Source organism: Geotalea toluenoxydans JCM 15764, from assembly GCF_001311985.1.
Taxonomy (GTDB): domain Bacteria; phylum Desulfobacterota; class Desulfuromonadia; order Geobacterales; family Geobacteraceae; genus Geotalea; species Geotalea toluenoxydans.
In genome coordinates this window covers 13,186-37,039 of sequence record NZ_BBCJ01000037.1, presented here as the reverse complement: position 1 = coordinate 37,039, position 23,854 = coordinate 13,186, and the positions used below count along the sequence as shown (strand labels likewise).

The window sequence follows — 23,854 nt, the reverse complement described above, 5'->3', positions numbered from 1 at the left end:
ACTCCTAGTCCCTGTCCAATACCTCCCGCACCTTGGTCAACAACCGGTTGGGTGACAATGGTTTGGCCAGAAAGTTGAGGTTTTCTTCGGCAAGGTCGGCACTGTGCAGAATATCCCCGGTGTAGCCGCTGATGAAAATCACCTTCATGCCCGGTTTGAGCTTTTCGATCTCGCATAGGCCTCTTTGCCGTTCTTCCTCGGCATCATCACGTCCATGATTACCAGGTCGATGTCGTCCCGTTTTTTTCTGAAGGATTCAACGCAGTCCTGGCCATCCAGAGCCGTAACAACACTGTAGCCATAACCCTGCAGCACATCCTCCAGCAAAGCCTTTACTTCCGAGTTATCCTCGGCGACAAGAACCGTTTCCCCCCCCATTTTCGCCGGAAGAGTCGGTTTCTCCACTTTTTCATGGGGAGCCTGGCCGGTAAGGGGCAGATAAACTCGGAAGGTGGTGCCGCAGCCTTTTTTGCTTTCAACGGTTACATAACCGTTATGCTGCTTGACGATACCGTAAACGATGGACAAACCCAGGCCGGTGCCGTTCCCCACAGGCTTGGTGGTAAAGAATGGCTCGAATATCTTGTCGCATGTATCTTCATCCATGCCCGAACCGGTATCGGACACCGACACCAGGGCATAGCGCCCTGATTGCCAAAACCGTGACTCTGTACGAAATCCTCGCCGATTCTTGTGGTTGCCGTGCCGATTACCAGCCTTCCTTTGCCTGACATGGCATCCCTGGCATTGGTGGCCAGATTCATCAATACCTGTTCGATCTGTCCTGCATCGGCAATGATGACCAGCGGCTCGTCGGCAAGGGAGGTTACAAGTTCGATATCTTCCCCGATGAGGCGAGAGAGGAATCCATTCACCTGCCTCACCACCTGATTGAGTTCCATGGCCTGGGGATTGGTCGGAGTTTTGCGACTATACTCCAGCAGGCTTTGGGTCAGCCCCGCAGCCCTTTCCGCCGCCGTTATTATCTGTCGGATGTTTTGCATCAATGGATCGCTGCTGTGAATCTGCATCTGGGAAAGGTGACAGTAGCCGATTATTGCCGTCAGCATGTTGTTGAAGTCATGGGCGACCTTGCCGGTCAGGGTGCCGATTGCCTCCATTTTCTGGGCATGGCGGAGCTGCGCCTCCATTTTTCTTTCGCCGGTAATATCGCGAAAACTCGATACCCTGCCGACGATGGTATCGCCGACACGCTGGGGACGGCAGAACCTTTCGAAGACCCTTCCGTCCTTGAACTCAAGCAGGTCGTGGGAATCCCTGTCCGCATCACCCTCGAACTCTGCCCGGGCCAGCTTGTCGTGCCCCTTCAATTGGGAGTAAATGTTGGTAATCAGCAGGTAGAAATCATTGGTTTCCAGGATATGGCCTGGTATTTTCAGCATCTGGACTAATTTCTGGTTATAGCTGACGATCCGGCCATTCAGGTCGACCGCCAGGATGCCGTCGGCTGTTGCCTCCAGAGTGGCACTGAGCCGGGAAATTGCCTCGCGGTATTCACTTTCACTCCGCTTTAAGGCGGTCACCTCTTCCACCGATTCGATCACCCCCGTGATATTGCCGGCATCGTCCTTAAGGGGTGAAGAGACAATGCGAAAGTGGCGCGCCTCACCCTTCCAGGGATTTTCCACCACTGCCTCGTGGATTCCTCCATCGGCCAGGGTTTTTACGGTGGGACAGTCCGGGCAGATGCTGTCGCGCGGCGGATTATTGAACGTTTTGTAACAAATTGGAGAATATTTCTCATCCAGCTCCGGATACCACTGGCGGCTCTGCCTGTTTGCCGAAATAATCTCCATTTTTGGACTGAGCAGGGTGACGCCGACGGTAACATTGTCGGCAAGGATCCGGTATTTCTCCTCGGATTTGGCCAGAGTTCCCAGCATCTCATTGCGGCAGGTGATGTCGCGCAGAAAGGCAAAAAAACGCCCTCCCCCGGCCGGCAAATAATTGGCGCTGACCTCCACATCGAATAAGCTGCCGTCCTTGCGCCGATGCCTGGTCTCAAAGCGAATCCTGCCCGGGTTCCTGATACTTTCCATGCGTGCCTTTATCTCTTCGGCTGTCAGGACGGCTTCCACGTCACCTATCTGCATGGCCAGCAGCTCTTGCCGGCTGTAGCCGGTCATCTGACAGTAGGTATCGTTCACGTCGAGAAATCGGCCTTTTTCATCAGTGATCCAGAAACCATCCATGGCCGTACGCAAAATTGCCTGGTATTCCGCTTCCGCCCTTTTCTGCGCGGAGAGGTCACGGACAATCCCCATATGCATCCAGGAATCTCCCACCCATACCTTGCTGATGGAAATATCCAGGTGGCATTGGGAGCCGTCCTGCCGCCTACCTGTATATTCCCGGTTCATAACGGAAGTATCTTTGGAGATGGCGGCGCCTATGCCCTCGCTCCCACCTGATCCACATGCCGATTCGAACAGCAGTTGCAGGTTGCAACCAAGAACCTCCTGCGCCGGGTAGCCGAATATCTTTTCTGCAGCGGCATTGAATGAGCGGATCGTCTTCTCTTCATCGAAAAGCACCACGCCGTCAACCACCTGGCCCAACACATTTTCTGCCAGCGCTTCCTGCATGAGAGCCATTTTTTTAAAGGGCTGGAAGATAAACCAATAGATAAAAGGTGAGCAAAAGATGGTCAACAGGACCGCGTCGGCAATATTGGTAATAAGGATGCTTCTTGACGGCAGCAGATGGGAGAAAGAAAACATCAGCAGCATCTCTACGAAAAAGAGAGCCAGCAGCAGGACGAGAATGGATCTGAGCGGCGAGGGGGCGGGAAGGGTTAAAGTTCCCGGAGATATTTTGGCATTCATGGCGACAGCTTACCTCCACAGGCAGTGCTGTTTCAACGTAAAACTCATTAATTTATCGGCAACAAATGAGATTACTTGAATACCGAAGAGCGGGCCCCCATACCGAGACCTTCCCCACTCCCTCGGGGAAAAGGAACTCGGTACAGAGTCAAAGCGGGAGATCGATGCTAATCAGTTCGCCTTTTAACTGACTTTTACTCTGGGAAAGAAATGGGTAAGCAGATGAAATGGGCCTTCAGACCATGGTTAACAGGCTATTCCAGTGGCATGAACATGTGAAAAGGCGTGACAAAACATTCAAGTTTCCGATTTCCTTACCGATACCATATGAAATATCTGTTATCAAATGCAGCAGCGTAGAAGGTGCTCCTCTGCTTTCGCAGCTGGCATAATGGCTGCATCAGCAGGCGGGGGAAGCCGTTCATATTCCAAAACCGCAGGGTAATCAACGGAGTATCAAAGATGGAGTCACTCAAAGTCCTGGTCGTCTCAAGGGAGGGGGAAGCCATGGACGCTTACGGGCAGGCGCTGGAACAGATCGGCGTGAATTATGACGTTGCGTCCTCGTTTCGCCACCTTTCATCCATGGTACGTAAAGAAGCATACAATGGCATGATTGTCGACATGCTGACCCTGGTTCGCGCCGGGAAAGACGAAAAGAGAATTGCCTACGAACTGATGAATTTTTTCCCCGCCACCCACGTCAAATGGGACACCCGGCACAAGTCGATCAGCCTTTCCCTGCTTGGGCAGATGTCCGAGACCGAATCAGTCGCAGCGCTCAGGACATTCATTGAAGAAAAATGCAGACCATTCAGGTCGAGAAGATTGCGGATGTATCCCCGCAAAGAGCTGACTTTGAATATACTCTTGTCGCCGGACCCATCTTTCCCTGAAGACCTGACGGAAAAAACATTTACCGTCAACATCTCAAAAGGGGGCTGCTTCCTGCATACGGTGGGGCCATTGGAAAACGGCCAGACGGTTTGGCTGAAAATTCACGAGTTTTCAGATCAGACTCCCATCAAGGCTGTCATATGCTGGAAGATGGCTTGGGGAGAACAGCTGACCATTCCGGGTATAGGTATCAAATTTGAAGAGATAAGCCTGTGCAGATGACAGAACTGTCAAAAGTGCTCCATGACCAGCATAAGGGGAGGTGAATCGGGATAGAGCCCAGGCCGCTGTTCGATCATTTTTCGCGTCATGACCGACTCGCAAGGTCAGAATTTGGGGAACCGTATCCGGCTGACCATAAGCGAGCCGGAGACTGCGAAGCACAGCACGATCGGGTGAAGCGTGAAGCCGGCAAACACTATCTTTCCGAACCAGAGTGCGTGGTGCAGAGCGCCCTGCGAGGCAGCCACGCCCATCATAATTACCAGCAACAGGGACGTGGGAATGGGAGTACCTTCGAAGTACTTCACCTTGTCTCCGCCTTCAGACAGCGCCTCGGCCGTGACATTGAAGCGGGCCAGGCGGGATACCCCGCAGGCAACGAAAAAGGTCAGGACGATGCGGTCGTACAAGCCTGCATGCCGCAACCGTAGGCAATCACAGCCGGGGCTACCCCAAAGGAAACAATATCGGCGAGAGAGTCAAGATCGCGGCCCATAGTCGAACTCTTCTGCCGCCACCGGGCAATCCTTCCATCCAGGACATCGAACACAAGAGCGGCAAAGACCAGCCCGCAAGCAAAGTATACATGCGTGACGTCGCCCGTTTGCAGGTATGTCATGATGCAAACATTGCCGAAGTGCCGCAGACAGCATTTGCCAGTGTAAACCAGTCGGCAAGATGGAATTCCCGGATCATCGAGAATGGTTTATTCTGTCTCTGGATAGTCATGGATAACAGATCTCCTTTGTTGTAATAAAGCGACACAGGTCCATTCGCCTGTTATGTCCTCTATAGCTGTGAAACCGGCGGCTGAGGCTTATCCCTGCACCCTTCCCAGGAGGGAAAAAGGTGATATGTCTCTTTTCTCCAGTTCCTTTGACGCTCAAAAAGCAGCCTGTCCCCCAGCCTGTCCCCTTTTTCCCGCCCAATAATATATTTTGTCCAAATATAAATAAGCAAAGGCAGCCAACATAAGGCAAATTATGGCTCCTTTATACCCAGAACGACGGGGCTTTGGGTCAAGAAACGCGACATTTGGACGTTGTTTGTCATACCAAGCTAGTATGGTGCCATCTCCCATCAGTTCAGGCTCTTTCGGGCATCCATTTCAGTTGAGAAGCTGTTCCCGCCGAGGCTCGCCAAATACCCATAATAGTTTTTTCCATTGACCACATATTCGTATTTGATTGAGACATTCCAGGAATTAGCCTTAGATGTCCCCACCTTGCCGTTACTTATGAAATCATTGGCATTAACTATTTTCCCTTCCGGAAGAATCACCTTGGCTTGGACCGACTGAAGTCGTTTCGCAATTATTTCCTGACGCACCGTTACTCCGATAATCACAACTCCTGCTATAGCGAGAAGTACAGCGAACAATCTGCCAGGCCCACCCATTTGATTTCCCCCTCATCCTCTTTCTTTATAATTTGGCATGCAGTGCATAACGGGGTCGCCGTTGACCCGCACCGGGGCGTTTCTCAGCCCCGGACGGTGTCCAAGGGTTGGAATCTCGTTTTTCATTTTTCCGATGATTGACAGATGTAAACAAATTGTTTACATTTAACCCATGATCGTATCATTCGCAAACAAGGAAACGGAGAAGCTCGTTGCGACCGGTAAATCCAGGAAACTTCCTCCGGAAATCATTGCTCGTGCGATCATGCGACTGACGCAGTTGGACAATGCACGCGAGGTTTCAGATTTGTTGATGCCTCCTTCAAACCGCCTTGAAGCCCTTTCCGGCAACAGGGCCGGACAGTGGAGCATCAGGATTAATGACCAGTGGCGTATATGTTTTCGTTTTATCAATGGCGAAGCAACAGATGTCGAAATAACCGATTACCATTAAGGAGAATTCTCATGGCGATAAAAAATGGTCTTCCTCCCATTCATCCCGGCGTATTCTTGAAAGAAATACTTGACGAACTTGGCGTCTCACAGAATGCTTTTGCTCAGGCTATTGGCGTCTCGCTATGCGCGTTTCGCATGTCATAAAAGGCACTCGTCCTGTTACTGCTGAATTGGCACTGCTTTTCGGCAAGGCATTTTGCCAGACGCCGAGCTATTGGATGAGCCTGCAAACCAGTTATGATCTAAAGACTGCTGAAAAAGCTCTGGGACAGAAGGTGCATAAAGTTCAGCCTCTTTCAGAGGCTGCGTAGCACTGTTACCAGGACAATTTCCTGTGCTCAAAATCAATGACCAGTCTCGCTGAGGAGTCGGGTCAGTACCCAAAAAGTACCCCAAAAGGGGTCTACCCAAAAAGTACCCAAAAAGGGGTCACCAAAAAGGGGTCCACACCAAAAAGCACACCAAAAAGGGGTCACACACCAAAAAGGGGTCAGGCCTTGAAAAGGGAATTTTTAACCTGCAGCCCTTTTATCCGCTCTTGCAACGACTTGTCTACCCCAAGTTGCTGCGAGATATTCTGACTTATCTTAGCCACAGCCGAATAACTCAGAGTTCCGAACAATTTGGCTATTTCCCGGTTTGTTGCGCACGTGTGCTTTTTCATCAGGTAAATGCATGCTTTTCTGGCTTCACTTCGCTTGTCGCGCATGATCTCTTCCCTGGCAACTTCGAAATACTCGCAGCACGCCGAGATAATCTCTTCCAGGCCCATTGCGGAGCGTAAGGCTTTGCCATGGGACACCTCCGGCGTTTCAATGCGTCCCAATTCCACTCTCGCCAGTGCATCCCGGATGAACCCTTCATCGCCCAGTATTATGCCGCCGAAGACTTTCTGTAATGGGCTTGCTATTTCTTCTCCCAGCCCAGTTTCAACAAAATTCCTGTAGTTGTCCGGTGCATCTTTCTTCTTTGCTGTCATCATCTCCAGGATAGTATCACTACTGACTATATTTTCTGTTTGTCCTGTTACGTAAGACCTATAGCTGCTGTGGGGATATTCTTCCGGGTTCTGCACCATGTTTACGCGAACCGGATTGAGGTGGAGATAGCGGCTCAACTCAAGGAGATAGTTGTCCTTATCTACCAGAATCGCCTTGTATCTCCCCTGGAAGAGATGGCCGACCCGCTTTCTTTTGACATTCGTATAAGCGGTATAGGAGCTGTTAATATAGTGCATGATCTTGCTTAAATTCTTTTGCGGTGTTTCGATGATCAAGTGATAGTGATTCGTCATCAGCACATAGGCATGCAAGATAAATCCGTACTTCTCCTTCGCTATGGCTAAGTATCCTTTGAACTTCTCGTAATCCCTTTTCGAGAAAAATATCTTTCCGCGCTCATTCCCTCTCGCAGTAACATGGTAAACAGCTCCTTCATATTCAACCCGCAACGGCCTTGCCATTATTTCCCTCTCGTTTTTCGTTGCGTATAGCCTACATCACTTTTTTCCCTTTTCAAGGCCTGACCCCTCTGCCTCTTTGAAAGGCTGCACAGAACCTTGCTGGACGAGCATTTCCGCATCATGGGCCGAACCAAATGGTATGAATCGGTGGAAGAAATGAAAAGGACCTGGAAACCTACCTGCAACATTACAATCACAAACGGACCCACCAGGGCCGCAACATGAAGGGCCGGGTACCATACAAGGTATTTATTGCCGGATTGCCAAAGAACGTAAAAACAGATACAACCGAAAAACAGGCAGCCTGATTCTTCCCCGTTTAAGGACGGACTGTCAGGTGATTACCATCTCTGTACATAAAAAGGGTTTGTGAAGCCGAAGTGTCGTAGCAATCCGTGCTCGAAAAATATCATTAGATCTCTTATCTGGAGATTGTTAACAAGAATCTTTTTCCCAATCCTACCAATGGAAGGGTTAGCACCGAAGCCAAGAACGAATTTTGCTTTATGGACGAAATCTGACCTTATCTGATAAAGATGTTTTGCAAGATCAATTATTGAGTTTGATTCATTCGCAATTCTGAATTTCTTGAAAATTTTATCCTTGTCTCGATCGTCAAGCTTATCAAAGAATTTTAGAGCGTTACGTACTGCCCCATATTCCTCTTTATATTTTTCATATACAGTTTTAAGATCACTCTTTTTCCCAATGGGGAATTGAACTTTGTTTCTCTTTGTCACCATGTAGCAGTAAAGATCCGCATACTTTTCTCCAACATATAGAGATTCTATGAGGGAGAAAATGGCCATGTACTTGTAAGAATCATCGATATACTTGAGACCTTCGTTTAATTCAGATTGTTCAAATTTAAATCTACCTTCTATAACAAGAAACCGATAAAAGGATGATGTTTTTAGAAAAAGGTCTTTTTCTTCATCAGTTGGAATCGTTTCAAAGAACGCTTCAAAGCTTGCTTTGTTCTCAAAGTATTTTTGCAACGCCATGAAGGCATGTTCAAGAAATACACCCTTGTCACGCAAATATCTCACTATTACCTCTTCATTATTGGATTTGCTCAACTCGTAATTAACCGGTATCCGTATATAGGTGATCTCATGGTGCCCTATATACGTTACTTTCATCATTTCTTCTGGGTCTCCGGTTATCCCTTGGTCACTTATATAGGATACTTTCTTCATCTGATTTCGGGCTTGAAAGCAGTCCCACATTATTCTTTGCCAACGGCTGAGGCAGTAGTGTGGCTCAGCGCTCCACCCTCCTGGCATACGCCAGCTGGGCAAGAACTTTATACCACGTCCGACTATTAAAATGAATTTGTTTGTATTGGCTTATCGGGAAGGAATTACTGTGTGCGAAAGGATAAATGGAGATGTGGGGCGCAGTAATCAGCCCTGCGCCCTTCCCAGAAGTACCGGATGTATTTCCTCGGCCTGGCCGCCGCAGTAGCCGAGCTTGGCGGAGATTTCCCCGGCGCCTTTCATGACCAGCGGGATGAAGGTGCTTTCCATGAGCTTTGTGGAAAGCCTTTGGGACGGACCAAGCAGAGTGACCGCGCCGATGATCCTGGACATGTAATCGCGAATGGGGGCGGCGACACTTATCACACCGATGTCCAGCTCTTCGTTCTCGATTGCATAACCCTGACTGGCCACTTCCCGCAGGTGTCTCTTCAATTGCTCGGGAATAATGATGGTGTTTTCCGTATGCTGCTGCAATTGGTTTTCGCTGAGGTATTTCTTGAGGATGTCGTCTGCGAAATAGGCGATCTGGGATTTGCCTGCCGCCGTGCAATAGGCGGGAAGCCGCACACCGATGCGGGGGATGACCCGCAGGGGGTGGTCGCATTCCACCACGTCCAGGTTGACGCTGCAGAAGTCTTTCATTACCGAGACGCAGACCGTCTCGTTACATTCCTTGACCAGTTCCTCGATGATTTCCCTGGAGTTATTCAGTCGCCCCCGCTGGCGGATCACTGTCTGCCCCAACTCTACCGTCTTGAAACCCAGGCGGTATTTTTCCGTGTGGGAATCATGCTCCACGTAATGGCGCGACTGCAGGGTTGCCAGCAATCGGAAGACATTGTTCTTTGTCAGCTGCAGATTATGGCTGAGATCGGTGAGGCCCATCTCGGACACATCGCCGTGGAACTGTTCGAGCAGATCGAAGGCGTTGGACACTGATCGAATGGTATAATTCTTTTTTTTCACATTCTTGGCCATGGTCATATCCCTCTATCCATTTTTGCCTGAGGATGGATAACTCATGGATGGTCTGCTTTTTTCGTCGTTTGAGGCCACCGGGCAAGGCGCAGCAGAAGCTGCGCCACAGGTGTGCTATGCATTCGGCCTCAGGCTTTCGGCCATTACCTCGGCAATATCCTTCACCCTTACCTGGTTTGCCCCCTCGTCCTTCAGGCCGTCCTCCAGCATGGTCATGCAGTAGGGACAACTGACGCAAAGGGTGTCCGGTTGCTGTTGCAGGGCTTCTTTGACCCGCTCAAGATTGATCCTGGTGCCGGTCTGCTCTTCCATCCACATGCGCCCACCGCCGGCGCCGCAACAGAAGGCGCTTTCCCGGTTACGGCCGAATTCTCCCGGAGCCTGGCCGGTGGCGGCGGCGATAACCTCACGGGGCGCTTCGAAGGTGTCATTATGACGTCCCAGGTAACAGGAGTCGTGGAATACCACCTTGCCCATATTTGCTGCTTTGGCGGCCTTCAGCTTTCCATCCCGGACCAGTTGCGCTATGAGCTGACTGTGGTGCAACACTTCAACCTCCAGCCCGTACTGCCGATAATCGTTTTTCAGGGTGCTGAAGCAGTGGGGGCACTGGGTGACGATCTTGGTTACCCCTCGCTCCTTGAGCATGGCCACGTTCTCGCTGGCCATTTTATCAAAAACGAACTCATTGCCGAGACGCCGTACGCTGTCGCCACAACATTTTTCGTCCTTGCCCAGGATGCCCCAGGTTACCCCGCTGCGTCGAGAAGTGCCGCCAGGGCCACGGTGACATGCTTGTTGCGGCTGTCAAAGGCGCCGGCACAGCCGACAAAGAAGAGGTATTCGGTTTCACCCGCTTTGAAGGGACGTTCACCCAGCTGGGTGCTCCATTTGGTCCGCTCGGACGGGGCAATGCCCCAGGGGTTGCTGCGCTGCTCCATATTTTCGAAAAGATTGAGCAGTTCCTCGGGAAACTTTGCCTTCTCTTCCACCAGGTGGCGGCGCATCTTGACTATTTTCGGCATATGCTCGATGAGCACCGGACAGACCGAGAGACAGGCCCCGCAGGTGGTACACGACCAGAGGGCTTCCTCGCAGATGGTCCCCTCCCCGGCCTCGCCGATCAAAGGAGTTTTGCCTTGCTGCGCCTCTTTCAGGCAGAAGCATTGCCGAAGAGGTTCTGCTTTATATCGTGGACGATGCGCCTGGGGTTGAGGGGCTTGCCGGTGTTGTGGGCCGGGCAGAGGTCCTGGCAGCGGCCGCATTCGGTACAGGTCATGCTGTCGAAGAGATCTTTCCAGGTGAACTGCTCCACCTGGCTGACCCCGTAACGTTCACCTTTTTTGAAGGTCTCCCTCGGCTGGACATTGGGCTTTTCCAGGCTGCGGAAATAGCAGTTGGGGATGGCGGTGAGAATATGCATATGTTTGCTGCGCGGCAGCAGGTTGAGGAAAACCAGCAGCACTACCGCATGCACCCACCAGGCTGCGCCGGCCACACTCTCCAGGGCCGAAGGGGAAAGACCGGCGAGCAGGCTGCCGAAGAAGGCCGATACCGGCTGCCAGATCGTATCCCCCCCCTGGGCGAGCTGAGCGCCATTAAGGAAGAAGAAGGCCAGCATCAGGGTGGCGATCATGGCCAGGATCAGCAGCGCCTCGCCGCTTCTCGCCTTGGTGTAATCGTTTTCCAGGTAGGCCGGAGCGAAAAATAACCGGCGAACAAGGGCCACCACCACGCAGGCCAGGGCAACCAGCGACACCAGATCGAAGGTCAGCTCCAGAACGTGGTAGAGGGGGGCAGGCAGGGCCGACAGGCTCACTCCGGGGAAAAGCCCTTCCAGCAGGAACTCCACGTTGGCAACGAGCAGGAACATGAATGCCCAGAAAAGAAAGAAATGATTGACCCCATAGGGGCGAGCCAGCACCCTTTTCTGTCCGAAAGCATAGGCAAAGGTCCCTGCCAGCCTGGACAAGGGGTTATCCAAGCGCTCTTCGGCGCTGCCGACGGCGACTAGCTGCAACCTTTGATAGCAGCTGTAGATGAAGGTGAGGCTGGCAACGATGAAGAGCGGTATGAATATTGTGGTGTTTGACATGGTAACCTCGCTAAATCTCTTCCGGTAACAGGGAAATCAGACGGCGACCCGCTCGGGCTCTGTACCGCCGCGCTGGGACTTCATGCTGCGCACTCTGCCGATCAATGCCGGGATCACCTGGAACAGGTCTCCGACGATGCCATAGGTGGCAATCTGGAAAATGGGAGCCTCGGGGTCGCGATTGATGGCGATGATCACATCGGAGTCCTGCATGCCGACCATGTGCTGAATGGCCCCGGAAATGCCACAGGCAATATAGATCTTCGGCCTTACCGTCTTGCCGGTCTGACCCACCTGGCGGCTGTGGGGCATCCAACCAGCATCTACTGCGCTACGCGAAGCGCCCACCACCCCGCCGAGTTCGTCAGCCAGTTGCTGGAGCATGGAGAAGTTTTCCTTGTTCATCAAGCCGCGACCGCCGGAAACGATGATCTCGGCAGCAGCCACATCCACCTGATCCTTGCCGTCCTTATCATTCAGGACCTCGATGACCTTGACCAGCACATCCTCTTCCCGGGGTGCAAACGTCTCGCGGACAACCCTGCCGGTGCGGCCTTCCTGGCGCTCGGGCATCTGCATGACGTGGGGCCTGACGGTGGACATCTGGGGCCGGAACTTATCGCACATGATGGTGGCCATGATGTTGCCGCCGAAAGCCGGCCTGGTCTGCATCAGGTTCCGCTTGTCGTCGATGCCGAGCCCGGTGCAGTCCGCAGTGAGGCCGGTCTTGACAATAGTCGCCACCGCCCCTGCCAGGTCGCGCCCCTGCCCGGTCGCCCCCATGAGGATGACCTCGGGACGGTGCTTTTCGATGAGATGACAGATGGCTTGCGTATAGGGCTGGGTGCGGTAGTGCGCGTAGACCGGAGCATCAAGCAGGATGGCCTGATCGGCCCCATAGGCGAATGCTTCGCCGCAGATATGCCCCACATGATCGCCAATGACTACCGCAGAAAGTTCAACACCGAGGGTCTTTGCCAGGCCGGCCCCTGTCCCCAGGAGTTCCCATGAAACCTTGGCCACTTCTCCATCGTATTGCTCGATAAAAACCCAGACGCCCCGGTAACGTGCCAGCATTTCCCTGAGCTGCTTCTCCTCGTCACCGATCTCTTCACCGGCCGCCCCGTGCTCCTTATCCCACTGCTTGAGCAGCTCCAGATCCTCCGGCGCATAAAACATCTCCAGGGCGGAGGCAGGGCAGACCTTGATGCACTTTTCGCAGCCGATGCATTTCTCGGCAAGAACGCAGGTTCGCCCCCGTCGCTCATCTCTATGGAGTTTACCGGGCAGGAGCTTTCGCACCGGGCGCCACAGGCAATACATTTGCCCTCGACGACCCGCGCCTTGCCCCGTGGTTTCTTCATCGGTTTCTTTGCCTCAGTCATTGGCTGACTCCTCCTTTGCTGTTCCCCTCACGCCTGTCTCCTCGCACCTTACCCGTCACTCGTCACGCTCCACTCGTCACTGCTCATATGGCCAGCATGTCCTTGTCGACCATCTTGTCGATGAGCAGATTCGCCGTTCCCACCGGATCATTGATCCCATCGCCGATGATCTCTCCCTGGTCCCGTTCCGGGGAGAAAATCTTGCTTACCCAGGTGGGAGAGCCCTTGAGGCCGACAGTGGTTGCATCCAGCTTGAGGATCGTGTTGTCCCAGACCTTGACTTCGGTCTCCTGGGCCATGAGCCGCATGGGGACGGTCGGGTAACGGGGACGGTTCAGCTCTCGGACCACGGTGATCATCACCGGCAGGGGAGCTTCCACTATCTCGTGGCGCCCTTCCAGCTTGCGCCGCACCCGGATTTTTTTCTTCACCAGGTCAAGGCTCTCGATGCGATCGACCAGCGTCAGCTGTGTAAAGCCGAGACGGGTGGCGATGCCGGGCCCTACCTGGGCTGTGTCGCCATCGATGGTTTGCTTGCCGCAGAAGACAATGCCCACCTCCTCCTGGTCATTGAGCCGTTCGATGGCCGCAGAAAGAACCTTGCTGGTGGCCAGGGTATCGGCTCCGCCAAAGGCGCGGTCGGAAAGGAGAATGGCTTCATCGACTCCCAGGGCGGCTGCCTTTCTCAGGGTAGCCTCGGTGTTTGGCGGTCCCATGGAGAGCGCCACGGCACGAAGCCCAAAACGATCCTTGAGATTGAGGCTCTCTTCCAGGGCATGGGTATCGTAAGGGTTGATGATGAAGGGAATCCCCTCCCGGACCAGAGTATTGGTCACCGGATCGATTTTTACCTGGGTAGTATCAGGCACCTGTTTAATGCAGGAGATGACAAGCATGTGGCTACTCCTAGTCTGGTATTGAACAGCGTCGCCCGAGCAGTCAGGGAGCCGCAAATGACCGGGCATGATTTTAAAAACCAAACAACGTTATGTGTAAATTCGTACCATAATACTATTTTATAAGCAAGAAAAAGTTTTCCTGCTTTTCTGCATATTTCCCTGACCGGATTTTGCTGCAGATTGCCCTCTCATCCTGCGGTTTCCGCCCTTTCCCCTCTCAAGCCGTTTTCCATCAGCAGTGCTGTTAAAGCTTCTCTGATGCACTCGGACATGCTTGTTCTCTTTTGCCCGCAGACGATCATCAAGTCTTCCCATTCATCATCGCTCAACCGTGCCGACACACATTTGTACCGCGGATTTTCCTTATACAGACCCATTTTAAGTACCTCCTTTACCTGCGAGCCATTGGCCACCCAGCAAGGGTGGCCAACGACCCTGTTACAGCAGCAAAACCATGCAGTCCTCACCCCGAAAACCGGCATATCCTCGGCAATGCTGTAACAAACTGATTCCACTTTTCATTACTTCGGTTTATAAACCTTCAGCAGCGCCTGGGCCATATCGGCCGGACTGGCCGCTACGGCGATACCACAGTCTTCCAGTACTGCCACCTTCTCGGCTGCCGTACCCTTGCCGCCGGAAATGATGGCCCCCGCATGCCCCATCCGTTTGCCCGGCGGAGCGGTAACACCGGCAATGTAGGCGGCAACCGGTTTGGTCATGTGCTCCTTGACGAAGTAGGCTCCTTCTTCCTCGGAGGTGCCGCCGATTTCACCGATCATGATCACCGCCTCGGTGCCCGGATCCTCTTCGAACATCTTCAGCACATCCAGATGACTGGAGCCGTTGACCGGATCGCCGCCGATACCGACGCAGGTGGACTGGCCGAGCCCCACATTGGTCAGCTGCCAGACCGCCTCATAGGTGAGGGTGCCGCTGCGGGAAACGACGCCGATCTTACCGGGCTTGTGAATGTAGCCGGGCATGATGCCGATCTTGCACTGGCCGGGGGTAATGACGCCTGGGCAGTTTGGCCCTACCAGTCTGGTCCTTTTCCCCTGCATGTACTGCTTGACCTTGACCATGTCCAGCACCGGAATACCTTCGGTGATGCAGCAGACCAGATCTATGCCGGCATCGACCGCTTCCATGATTGCGTCTGCGGCAAACGGCGGCGGTACGTAGATCACCGAAGCGGTTGCACCGGTTTTGTAGACGGCTTCTTTAACCGTGTCGAATACGGGAAAGCCTTCGATGGTGGTTCCGCCTTTGCCGGGGGTGACCCCCCCGACCATCTGGGTGCCGTAATCCCTGGCGCCGTTGGCGTGAAAGAGTCCGGTTGCACCGAGCCCCTGGGTGATTACCTTGGTGTTTTTATCGATAAGTATGCTCATTGCTCTCCCCCCCTCAGGCAGCTACCACGGCCTGGACGATTTTATTTGCGGCGTCGGCCATGCCGTCGGCGGCGATAATATTCAGACCACTGGCGGAAAGGATTTCTTTGCCTTTATCCACATTGGTACCTTCCAGACGAACGACCAGCGGCACCTTGAGGGAGACCTGCTTGGCAGCCTCGATGACCCCGGTGGCAATGACATCGCATTTCATGATGCCGCCGAAGATGTTGACCAGGATGCCTTTGACGTTCTTGTCGGAAAGGATGATCTTGAAGCTTCGGTAACGCGCTCGATGGTCGCCCCGCCCCCAACGTCCAGGAAGTTGGCCGGATTGCCGCCGGAATGTTTGATAATATCCATGGTGGCCATGGCCAGACCGGCGCCGTTGACCAGACAGCCGATGTTGCCGGCCAGGGAGACATAGGAGAGGTCGTGCTGTGATGCTTCCACCTCGTTGGGGTCTTCCTCGTCATAATCCCGCATGTCGCCGATCTTGGGATGCCTGAAGACGGCGTTGTCGTCGAAGCCGAACTTGGCGTCCAGACAGAGCAGATCCCCTTCCTTGGTCACGACCAGGGGGTTGATCTCCAACAGAGAGCAGTCGCAGCCGATAAAGGTTTCGTAGAGCCCCTGCAGCAGCTTGACAGCCTTGTTGGTCAGCTTGCCGGTAAGTCCCAGGCTGAAGGCCAGATTGCGGCACTGGAAGGGGGTAAGTCCCACCAGCGGGTCGATGGCCTCGCGGAAGATTTTCTCCGGTGTCTTGGCGGCAACCTCTTCGATGTCCATTCCCCCTTCGGTGGAGGCCATGACCGTCACCTTGGAGGTGGCACGGTCCACCAGGAGGCTGATGTACAGTTCAGTGCCGATATTGCAGCCGTTTTCCACCAGGACCCGGGTAACAACCTTCCCTTCAGGTCCGGTCTGGTGGGTGCGCAGGATCATGCCAAGCATGTCCCGGGCGGTGTTTCGTACCTCGTCGGCGGTGCGGGCCAGCTTGACACCGCCCCCCTTGCCACGGCCACCGGCATGGATCTGGGCCTTCACTACCCAAGGTCCCTCACTCAGCCGTTTCGCCCATTCACGGGCGCTGGCGCCGTTGTAGCAGACGTGCCCATCCGGAACGGGCACCCCGAATTCCCTCAGTATTGCCTTTGCCTGATACTCATGTATATTCATGCAATCCTCTCCCCGCGAGTAAAACTCGCATCATCAGCGGCATCCCGCTTTTAATCATTACAGTAGGACCAGTAACCAGCATGGCGATCTTTCATGGCGGAATGTGCAACAGGACGTGAGCACAATGGCACACGGTACCGCCAATCTTAAGAAACTGCTTCATACATTCCCGCATGGACATGATATCTCCCGTCCTTCACGACAACTGCTTCACTTCACAGGGTCAGCCGTTCCAGCAGTATCTCGCCGATATCCCGCGGTACCAGCTGCCCTTCCAGCTCTGCCCCCTTGATACCGTCCTCGAACATGGTCATGCAGAAGGGACAGTTCGATACCAGCATTCCTGCTCCGGTCCCGGCTGCCATTTTCGCCCTGCTGACGCTGATCCGGCTCCCCAGTTTCTCCTCGGCCATGATCCGCCCGCCACCGGCGCCGCAGCAGAAACTCTCGGCGCCGCTTTTGTCCATTTCCAGGATGGTGCCGCCTGCCGCCGATATGAGCGCCCGCGGCTCCTTATACAGATCGTTGTAACGGCCGATATAGCATGAGTCATGGTAGGTGCAGTCGAAGCTTTCGGCTTTGAGCTTCAATTTGCCCTGCTCCACCAGCCGATTGAGGAAGACGGTGTAATGCTCGGTCTCCACATCGAAGCCCAAATCCCGATAGTCCTTGGCCAGGGTGTTGAAGCAGTGGGGACAGGCGGTTACCACCTTTTTCACCCCGTAGCCCTTGATGGTCTCGATGTTTTCGGCGGCCATGGACTGGTACAGGTATTCATTGCCCATCTTGCGCATGGGTTCACCACAGCACTTCTCTTCTTTGCCGAGAATGCCCACCTTGATGCCGGCAGCGGCGCAGAGATGGATAAAGCTGGTGGCGATCTTGATATTGCGCTTGTCGAAGGAGGCGTAGCAGCCGACGAAATAGAGGATATCCACGTCGGCATCTTCGGCCATCTTTTTAACCGGCAGCCCTTCGGCCCAGTCGCCCCTGGAAGCCATGGCCATCCCCAGGGGGTTGCCGTTGACTTCGGTATTGTCCATGGCGGCCATTACTTCTTCGCCGGGAAATTCACCTTCCATGAGCACCATGTTGCGGCGCATGTCGACCACCTTGCCCACGTGCTCTATGGCGGCCGGGCAGATCTCCTGGCAGGCGCGGCAGGTGGTGCAGGACCAGAGGGCATCCTTGCTCACCGTTTCGATGAGGTTGGCTTCCGGGTTGGTGCAGGCCACTTCTCCCAGCTGATTGATGACTTTCATGGGGGAAAGGGGCTTGTCGGTGTTGTGGGCCGGACAGCGGTCCTGGCAGCGCTTGCATTTGGTGCAGGCGTCGGTGTCGAAGATGTCTTTCCAGGTGAGGTCTTTAAGGTTGGCGGTGCCGAAGCTTTCGGCATCACCTTCCATATCCAGGGTCACCAGCGCCCCCTTGGGACCAAGGTCGGCAAAAAAGTAATTGGCGGCGGTGGTGAAGATGTGCCGGAACTTGGTAAAAGGGATGGCGCAGATGAAACCGATGACCAGGAAGAAATGGACCCACCACAGCCCCTGGTGCAGGGCGCGCAGGGCTGGTTCGCCCATGCCGGCAAGCGCTTTGGCGATCATTAGTCCCACCGGCGACCATGCCGCCAGGGCCGGGTCGTTGGGCAGCTCGTTGACGGCCATCCGTGCCCCTTCGATGACAAAGCCGGTTATGAGGATGGCAAAGAGCAGGCCGTGCATGATGGCGTCGTCGCGGCCGGTTTCAAGCCCTTTGGGGCGCACCAGGTAACGGCGGACAAAGAGACCGGCCAGCATGACGACGGCGGCAAGACCGGCCAGATCCAGCGCCAGGGAAAAGAATTTGTAGAACTCGCCGTCCAGGAACCTGAAGCCGAAGAGGAGGTCGGTGAAATCTGCCTGGAGGGCCACGAGTATGGTGCCGACAAAGAGGACGAAGAAGCCCCAGAAGAAAAGACCGTGGGCATAACCGGGTCCCTTGACCATCAGCACCCGGCTCTGCAGAAAGACATTCTTCAGGAGATTGGCGATGCGCTCGCCCCTGTTGCCGAAGCGATCCAGGGGTTTTCCCTGACGATAGATATCAAGCCGCTTCAGGCCGCTTTTGATCAAGTCCCAGGGCAACAAAAGTAAAGAGGTACATGGGCAACAGTACAAGTGCCCCATGGCCGATATTCCAGTATAGTTCGCGTGTCGCTTCCATAGCTTTTCCCCAATTAGTTCCTGTCTATGCTGCTCATCTGCCGGAAAACACCGGCTTTCTCTTCTCAAGAAACGCCCGCATCCCTTCCCTTTGGTCTGCAGTAGAGAAAAGTGCACCGAAGTGAACCGATTCGTAATTCATTCCGTCTGCTTCTGCCATATCCAGGCCGCTTTTGACGGCATCCTTGGCATGGGCCACACCGAGCTGACCGTTGGCGGCAATTTTGCCGGCAGTTTCCATGGCCTTGGCAACCAGTTCCCCTGCCGGGAACACTGCATTGACAACGCCCCAGTCCTTTGCCTCGACTGCGGTGAGCATCCTGCCGGTGAAGATCAGCTCGTTGGCACGGCTGCGGCCGATGAGCCGGGCAAGTTTTTGGGTGCCGCCAAATCCGGGGATGATACCAAGCGTCACCTCGGGAAGGCCGAGCTTGGCATTTTCCGAGGCATAGGCAAAGTCGCAGGCCAGTACCATCTCCAGCCCGCCACCCAGGGCAAAGCCGTTGACGGCTGCTATGACCGGCTTGGCCAGCCGGCCGATCAGGTTGACCAGCTGCTGCCCCTTCCTGGAGAATTCCTGGGCCTGCATGGCGGACAGATCAACCATTTCCGCGATGTCTGCCCCTGCAACAAAGGCCTTCTCACCGCTGCCGGTAAGGACTATCGCCCCGACACCCTCATCCTGGCCCAGTGCGCTAAAGGCAGCGATCAGTTCATCCAGCACGGCGCTGTTCAGCTGTTGAGCGCTTTGGGGCGGTTAACCGAGAGGAGCGCTACTGCGCCACGTTTTTCAATAAGCAGATTTTCGTATTCCATGAATTCCCCCGTAGGGCGATCCTTGTGATCGCCCCAGGTTTATCCGATCATGATCGCCTTGGGATTGGGCGGATGTAACCCGCCTTGGTTCGGGCGAATACAAGATTCGCCCCTACGATCCGGCAAATGCGATTTTCGCATGCGATTCTATCAATATGTGTAAAACCCGCGCCCCGCCTTCTTGCCCAGGAAGCCCGCCTCAACCATCTTCACCAGCAGCGGACAGGGGCGGTATTTCGTATCCTTGAAGCCTTCGTAAAGGACGTTCATGATGGCCAGACAGGTGTCGAGGCCGATGAAATCGGCCAGGGTCAGCGGCCCCATGGGCTGATTGGTGCCGAGCTTCATGGCCTTGTCGATGTCTTCCACGTTCGCCACCCCTTCGTAGAGGGCAAAGGCTGCCTCGTTGATCATGGGGATGAGGATACGGTTGACGATGAAACCGGGGTAGTCGGCGGAGACGGCCATTTCCTTGCCCAGTTTTGCCACAAGGGCGGCGGTGGCATCGAAAGTTTCATCACTGGTGGCCAGGCCGCGAATCACCTCCACCAGCTTCATCACCGGTACCGGGTTCATGAAATGCATGCCGATCAGTTTGTCGGGACGGCCGGTAACGGCAGCGATACGGGTAATGGGAATTGAGGAGGTGTTGGAAGCAAGGATCGCCCCCTTTTTGACGATGCCGTCCAGCTGGCGGAAGATATCCAGCTTGAGGGTTTCCCGCTCCGTGACCGCTTCAATGGCCATGTCGCAGTCGGCCAGGTCTCCCATAACCTTGGTGGTGCTGATTCGCTTGAGAATGACCGGGATGGAAGCGCTGTCCACCTCACCTTTTTTTGCTGGCGCTCCAGGTTCTTCTCGATGCCGGCAATGGCCTTGGCAAGTTGATCCTCTGCGATATCGAAAAGGACTACCTCTATTTCCTGCACCGCAAGGACATGGGCGATGCCGCTCCCCATCTGTCCCGCTCCCAAAACGCCTACTTTCTTGATCATGTTCGTCTCCCTCTGCAATAGTCAGAATGGTCACCCCCTGCTCGCCTCGGGCTCGCTTCCCCCCTATAAAATAGGGGGGATTGAGGGGGTCAATTGTCCACAACCGGGCGCTTGGGCTATACCCGCTCGAAGATGGCCGCTACCGCTTCTCCACCGCCAATGCAGAGTGTCGCCAGCCCATACCGTGCCTGGCGCTTGTGCAGTTCCCTTATAAGGGTAGCTGCCAGGCGTGCGCCGCTCGCTCCGAGGGGGTGGCCGATGGCGACCGCTCCACCATTGACGTTGACCCTGGCGGGGTCGATCCCCAGCTTCTTGATGGCCAAAAGCGGCACGGTGGCAAAGGCCTCATTGAGCTCGAAGAGGTCGATGTCGCCCACCTTTAGCCCTGCCTTGACCAATGCTTTTTCAATGGCTCCCACCGGCGCTCGGTAAAGAGGTCGGGATGGATACTGTTGGTGGCATAGGCAAGCAAACGGGCCTTCGGTTTCAGGTTGTATTTCTTAACCGCTTCGCCGGATGCAAGCAGGGCTATCCCGGCGCCGTCGTTGATGGTGGATGCGTTACCGGCGGTGATGGTTCCCTCTTTGGCAAATGCGGCACGCAGCCCGGGCAGCTTGCCGATATCACCCTTGAGCGGCTCTTCATCCTCGGCAATCACCACCTCTCCCTGGCGCCCCTTTTTCACCACCGGCACTATCTCATCCTTAAACACACCATCTTTAACCGCTGCTTGAGCTTTTTTATAAGAAGCGATGGCAAATTCATCCTGCTCGGCACGGCTCAGGCCGTTTTTGGCAGCATTGGCCTCGGCAATGACCCCCATGTGGTTGCCGCTGTATGGATCCAAGAGGCCGTCATTGACCATCAGGTCAACCACTTCACCGTTCCCCATACGGAAACCATTCCTCGCCTTGGGCAGGGCATAAGGCGCCTGGGACATGTTCTCCATGCCGCCGGCCAGCACAACGTGGGCGTCTCCCAGACGAATTGCATCGGCCCCGAGCATGATCGCCTTCAGGCCGCTGCCGCACACCTTGTTGATGGTCATTGCCGGTACCGAATCGGGGAGGCCGCCATAACGCAGAGCCTGCCTGGCGGGAGCCTGACCGCTTCCCCCGGAAAGCACCTGACCGATAATCACCTCATCCACAGCTTCGGGACTGAGAGCAGCTCTCTCCAACAGCTCCTTGATGACTGCAGCAGCCAGACGAGGCGCATCCACATCGGCGAGCGCACCACCAAACGATCCCAGCGGCGTACGCAATGACTCAACGATAAAAACTTCACTCATATCAGCCTCCTCAGCTATGTAGGTGAGGTTCCCGGTCCAGAGTCCCCACTAGAAAATGTCCATGCCTTTTGTAACATTGTTCTTAAATTCAGTATACAAACTATTAAGTAAATAGGTACCACAATACTATTTTTCGGTCAAGAAAAAATCTTCTTTGTATAACACTATTCTAAAAAAATCTGCACCAGTGGATATCACCGTCTGGTCCGAGATACTGTCCGCCCTTGTTTCTCCCGGAAATCGGCTCATTATTGCCCCCTGTAGGAAGGTGGTCTCTTTTCCAGAAAAGCGTTAACCGCTTCCAGGTGATCCTCCGTGTGATGGGCCATTGTCTGGAAGCAGGCGCATAAATCGAGAAAATCCGGGAGCTCGCTGCGCTGGGCCAGCTTCATCATCCGCTTGGTCAACCGCAGCGTAAGGGGTGGCTTGGCGGCAATCTGCCCGGCCAGTTCCATTGCCCGCGACATCAGCGCCTCCGGCTCCACCACTTCGAGGAATATTCCAAGCTGCAGTGCCTCGTCGGCCTTGACGATTCTTCCGGTAAAAGTCAGCTCGGCAGCCCGCTGATAGCCAATCAGCCGCTGCATGAACCAGGCGCCACCATCTCCCGGAGTGATACCGAGATTGATGAAGGCCTCTCCCACCTGGGCCTTTGTTGAAGCGATGCGTATATCACACATGCAGGCCAGGTCGAACCCGGCACCGATGGCCTGGCCATTGACGGCGGCAATAACCGCCACCTCCGCCTTATGCAGGGCGAGTGGAATCTGCTGTATTCCACGCCGGTAGTGGTCCTGAATCTCCATGGGCGATCCGGCAAAGCTGCCGCTTTGCGACTGCATCTCCTTGACGTTACCGCCTGAAGAAAACGCCGTCCCTTCCCCAGTGATAACTAGGACCGAGACCTCTGGTTCATTATTCACCCAGTTCACCGTCTGCACGATATCGTCGATCAGGGCCGTGCCGGTCAGGGCATTACGCACGTCGTTGCGCTGCAACGTCAATACGGCGATCCGCTTCTCCACAACAATGGAGGAATCCTTCAGCGTGGGCAGGACCATTTTTTCGGCTGTTGTCTGCATACTTCCCCCTGGGTCTGCTTGGGCAATTTCACCAGGCAGATCGTTCAGCGTGGGCAGCAGGGCTATCTTCGCTGCTGATTTATTCATACTCCCCCCTGAGTCTGCATTGGCTGTCTGACATCATAGCACACCCCCATGATTATGCCAGCAGCGGGCGGCGGACGACAGCTTCAACCAGGGCAATACGCTCCTGTTGCAGGTTAAGAAACTGATTGTGCACCATTTTGCGGAAGTCGGGGCCCAACAAGAGTTGCAGACCCAACAAGCCGGGATTGAGGTAGAGTCTTTCCTGCGTTGCCTGGGTCCATAAACGGGCCGCTTCCGTCACGTCTCGCCAGATATGTATGTCGAACCCCGTCTCGGCTATCGTGTCCACCAGTACCTGGGAAGCAACCAGAAAACTGGTGGCGGTATCCCTCGCCCAAGGAACCGGAAACAACACCTCTCCCCCCGGACCGGCAAGAATATCATACATGGCGAGCCGCCCCCCCGGCTTAAGCACACGGTAAACTTCCCGGTAGAACCGGGATTTATCAGGGATGTTCATGGTCATGTGCTGGGTCCAGACAAGGTCGAACGACCCGTCTGGAAAAGGAATCTCAAGGGCGTTTCCCTGGATGAATGAAACCTGGGAGGCAAGCCCGAGACGCCGGGTGAGAGTGGTGGCGACCTGACAATACTGGGCATTCAGATCCAGGCCGACGACACTGCAGCCAAACTCCTTTGCAAGATAACGGGAAGCCCCACCAAGGCCACTCCCCAGATCCAGCACCTGCATATCCCTGTCAAGCTTGATATCCAGTGCAAGCTGAGAGGTCGCCTTCAAACCACGAACATGAAACTGATCGATTGGGGCCAGGTCTTCAGCCTTGAGACGATCGGGATCTTTTCCGGCTGCAACCAGTGCGTTCAAGATTGTGGTTTCAAGGTCGTTATGTCCGTAATGGGCTTCTACGGTATCGAAATATGCGGCTGTCGAATGCATGGCTTCACGCT

The 23,854-nt window shown here is 54.5% G+C and carries 16 protein-coding genes and 8 pseudogenes; 3 read left to right on the top strand and 21 right to left on the bottom strand.

From position 1 onward, the window contains the following. Positions 1-4 precede the first annotated feature (4 nt). From JCM15764_RS25190 to JCM15764_RS18815, 3 genes and pseudogenes are all read right to left on the bottom strand, one after another. The gene (locus tag JCM15764_RS25190; protein ID WP_243689421.1) at positions 5-148 is read right to left on the bottom strand and encodes a hybrid sensor histidine kinase/response regulator; all 144 of its coding nucleotides are present in this window, start codon (positions 146-148) and stop codon (positions 5-7) included. Beyond that, a complete protein-coding gene (locus JCM15764_RS25185) occupies positions 145-606 on the bottom strand; it encodes an ATP-binding protein (protein WP_243689420.1) in 462 nt (153 codons plus the stop codon). Before JCM15764_RS25185 ends, JCM15764_RS25190 begins: the two co-directional genes overlap by 4 nt. Before the next feature lie 326 nt (positions 607-932). Further along, a pseudogene (locus tag JCM15764_RS18815) lies at positions 933-2,606 on the bottom strand (PAS domain-containing protein); the annotation flags it as partial. 702 nt (positions 2,607-3,308) lie between these two features. Between JCM15764_RS18815 and JCM15764_RS18810 the strand changes: the two are divergent. Then, the gene (locus JCM15764_RS18810; RefSeq protein ID WP_054698398.1) at positions 3,309-3,965 is read left to right on the top strand and encodes a PilZ domain-containing protein; all 657 of its coding nucleotides are present in this window, start codon (positions 3,309-3,311) and stop codon (positions 3,963-3,965) included. A gap of 104 nt (positions 3,966-4,069) precedes the next feature. On the opposite strand, the gene JCM15764_RS30335 is transcribed toward JCM15764_RS18810, so the two are convergent. The 3 genes from JCM15764_RS30335 to JCM15764_RS18795 all read right to left on the bottom strand — a co-directional run bounded on the left by JCM15764_RS30335 (position 4,070) and on the right by JCM15764_RS18795 (position 5,312). After that, entirely contained in the window at positions 4,070-4,375 is a 306-nt protein-coding gene (locus JCM15764_RS30335; protein WP_243689419.1) for a CDP-alcohol phosphatidyltransferase family protein, read from the bottom strand. After that, positions 4,354-4,584 (bottom strand): CDP-alcohol phosphatidyltransferase family protein, encoded by a 231-nt coding sequence (locus tag JCM15764_RS30330; protein WP_243689418.1) that lies wholly within the window; start codon positions 4,582-4,584, stop codon positions 4,354-4,356. The genes JCM15764_RS30335 and JCM15764_RS30330 overlap by 22 nt, the downstream gene beginning before the upstream one ends. 461 nt (positions 4,585-5,045) lie before the next feature. Further along, on the bottom strand, positions 5,046-5,312 hold the full coding sequence (locus JCM15764_RS18795; protein WP_054698394.1) for a hypothetical protein: 267 nt from the start codon (positions 5,310-5,312) through the stop codon (positions 5,046-5,048). A 223-nt stretch (positions 5,313-5,535) separates the two neighbouring features. Here JCM15764_RS18795 and JCM15764_RS18790 point away from each other — a divergent pair, with 223 nt between their 5' ends. After that, positions 5,536-5,817 (top strand): type II toxin-antitoxin system RelE/ParE family toxin, encoded by a 282-nt coding sequence (locus JCM15764_RS18790; RefSeq protein WP_054698391.1) that lies wholly within the window; start codon positions 5,536-5,538, stop codon positions 5,815-5,817. 492 nt (positions 5,818-6,309) lie between these two features. Here the strand turns inward: JCM15764_RS18790 and JCM15764_RS18780 are convergent, their stop codons facing one another. Continuing rightward, positions 6,310-7,281, bottom strand: a complete 972-nt coding sequence (locus JCM15764_RS18780; RefSeq protein ID WP_054698389.1) for an REP-associated tyrosine transposase — start codon at positions 7,279-7,281, stop codon at positions 6,310-6,312. 78 nt (positions 7,282-7,359) lie between these two features. Here JCM15764_RS18780 and JCM15764_RS25170 point away from each other — a divergent pair. Further along, a pseudogene (locus JCM15764_RS25170) lies at positions 7,360-7,589 on the top strand (IS481 family transposase); the annotation flags it as partial. 33 nt (positions 7,590-7,622) lie between these two features. Here JCM15764_RS25170 and JCM15764_RS18775 read toward each other — a convergent pair. The 14 genes and pseudogenes from JCM15764_RS18775 to JCM15764_RS18710 all read right to left on the bottom strand — a co-directional run bounded on the left by JCM15764_RS18775 (position 7,623) and on the right by JCM15764_RS18710 (position 23,843). After that, positions 7,623-8,480 (bottom strand): hypothetical protein, encoded by an 858-nt coding sequence (locus JCM15764_RS18775; RefSeq protein WP_243689417.1) that lies wholly within the window; start codon positions 8,478-8,480, stop codon positions 7,623-7,625. Positions 8,481-8,687: 207 nt separating this feature from the next. Next, the gene (locus JCM15764_RS18770; RefSeq protein WP_054698407.1) at positions 8,688-9,521 is read right to left on the bottom strand and encodes an IclR family transcriptional regulator; all 834 of its coding nucleotides are present in this window, start codon (positions 9,519-9,521) and stop codon (positions 8,688-8,690) included. Positions 9,522-9,635: 114 nt separating this feature from the next. Continuing rightward, a pseudogene (locus JCM15764_RS18765) lies at positions 9,636-11,616 on the bottom strand ((Fe-S)-binding protein). A gap of 36 nt (positions 11,617-11,652) precedes the next feature. Continuing rightward, positions 11,653-13,001 (bottom strand): annotated as a pseudogene (locus tag JCM15764_RS18760) (electron transfer flavoprotein subunit alpha). Positions 13,002-13,084: 83 nt separating this feature from the next. Continuing rightward, positions 13,085-13,897: an electron transfer flavoprotein subunit beta/FixA family protein gene (locus tag JCM15764_RS18755; protein WP_054698385.1), complete on the bottom strand. Its 813-nt coding sequence runs from the start codon at positions 13,895-13,897 to the stop codon at positions 13,085-13,087. Between the two features lie 191 nt (positions 13,898-14,088). Beyond that, positions 14,089-14,277 carry a hypothetical protein gene (locus tag JCM15764_RS25165; protein ID WP_012645350.1) on the bottom strand — a complete coding sequence of 63 codons (189 nt, stop codon included), beginning with the start codon at positions 14,275-14,277 and terminating at the stop codon, positions 14,089-14,091. A 144-nt stretch (positions 14,278-14,421) separates the two neighbouring features. Continuing rightward, positions 14,422-15,294: a succinate--CoA ligase subunit alpha gene (gene sucD, locus JCM15764_RS18745; protein ID WP_012645349.1), complete on the bottom strand. Its 873-nt coding sequence runs from the start codon at positions 15,292-15,294 to the stop codon at positions 14,422-14,424. 13 nt (positions 15,295-15,307) lie between these two features. Then, positions 15,308-16,473: pseudogene (gene sucC, locus JCM15764_RS18740) on the bottom strand (ADP-forming succinate--CoA ligase subunit beta). Between the two features lie 215 nt (positions 16,474-16,688). Beyond that, a pseudogene (locus JCM15764_RS18735) lies at positions 16,689-18,675 on the bottom strand (heterodisulfide reductase-related iron-sulfur binding cluster). A 33-nt stretch (positions 18,676-18,708) separates the two neighbouring features. Further along, positions 18,709-19,398, bottom strand: coding sequence for an enoyl-CoA hydratase/isomerase family protein (locus JCM15764_RS18730; RefSeq protein WP_439645338.1), 690 nt, complete (start codon positions 19,396-19,398; stop codon positions 18,709-18,711). Between the two features lie 242 nt (positions 19,399-19,640). Further along, a pseudogene (locus JCM15764_RS18725) lies at positions 19,641-20,485 on the bottom strand (3-hydroxybutyryl-CoA dehydrogenase). Positions 20,486-20,601: 116 nt separating this feature from the next. Continuing rightward, positions 20,602-21,776: pseudogene (locus JCM15764_RS18720) on the bottom strand (thiolase family protein). A gap of 248 nt (positions 21,777-22,024) precedes the next feature. Beyond that, positions 22,025-22,837, bottom strand: coding sequence for an enoyl-CoA hydratase-related protein (locus JCM15764_RS18715; protein ID WP_243689422.1), 813 nt, complete (start codon positions 22,835-22,837; stop codon positions 22,025-22,027). Positions 22,838-22,997: 160 nt separating this feature from the next. Next, the gene (locus JCM15764_RS18710; protein ID WP_054698381.1) at positions 22,998-23,843 is read right to left on the bottom strand and encodes a class I SAM-dependent methyltransferase; all 846 of its coding nucleotides are present in this window, start codon (positions 23,841-23,843) and stop codon (positions 22,998-23,000) included. Positions 23,844-23,854 lie beyond the last annotated feature (11 nt).

Bases quoted from the DNA above. Each gene is read 5' to 3' on its own strand.
- JCM15764_RS25165 (WP_012645350.1), bottom strand. From the start codon at position 14,277: ATGGGTCTGTATAAGGAAAATCCGCGGTACAAATGTGTGTCGGCACGG.
- JCM15764_RS18790 (WP_054698391.1), top strand. From the start codon at position 5,536: ATGATCGTATCATTCGCAAACAAGGAAACGGAGAAGCTCGTTGCGACC.
- JCM15764_RS30330 (WP_243689418.1), bottom strand. From the start codon at position 4,584: ATGACATACCTGCAAACGGGCGACGTCACGCATGTATACTTTGCTTGC.
- JCM15764_RS18810 (WP_054698398.1), top strand. From the start codon at position 3,309: ATGGAGTCACTCAAAGTCCTGGTCGTCTCAAGGGAGGGGGAAGCCATG.
- JCM15764_RS18755 (WP_054698385.1), bottom strand. From the start codon at position 13,897: ATGCTTGTCATCTCCTGCATTAAACAGGTGCCTGATACTACCCAGGTA.
- JCM15764_RS25185 (WP_243689420.1), bottom strand. From the start codon at position 606: ATGGATGAAGATACATGCGACAAGATATTCGAGCCATTCTTTACCACC.
- JCM15764_RS18780 (WP_054698389.1), bottom strand. From the start codon at position 7,281: ATGGCAAGGCCGTTGCGGGTTGAATATGAAGGAGCTGTTTACCATGTT.
- JCM15764_RS18710 (WP_054698381.1), bottom strand. From the start codon at position 23,843: ATGCATTCGACAGCCGCATATTTCGATACCGTAGAAGCCCATTACGGA.
- sucD (WP_012645349.1), bottom strand. From the start codon at position 15,294: ATGAGCATACTTATCGATAAAAACACCAAGGTAATCACCCAGGGGCTC.
- JCM15764_RS18715 (WP_243689422.1), bottom strand. From the start codon at position 22,837: ATGGTCCTGCCCACGCTGAAGGATTCCTCCATTGTTGTGGAGAAGCGG.
- JCM15764_RS18775 (WP_243689417.1), bottom strand. From the start codon at position 8,480: ATGAAGAAAGTATCCTATATAAGTGACCAAGGGATAACCGGAGACCCA.
- JCM15764_RS25190 (WP_243689421.1), bottom strand. From the start codon at position 148: ATGAAGGTGATTTTCATCAGCGGCTACACCGGGGATATTCTGCACAGT.
- JCM15764_RS18770 (WP_054698407.1), bottom strand. From the start codon at position 9,521: ATGGCCAAGAATGTGAAAAAAAAGAATTATACCATTCGATCAGTGTCC.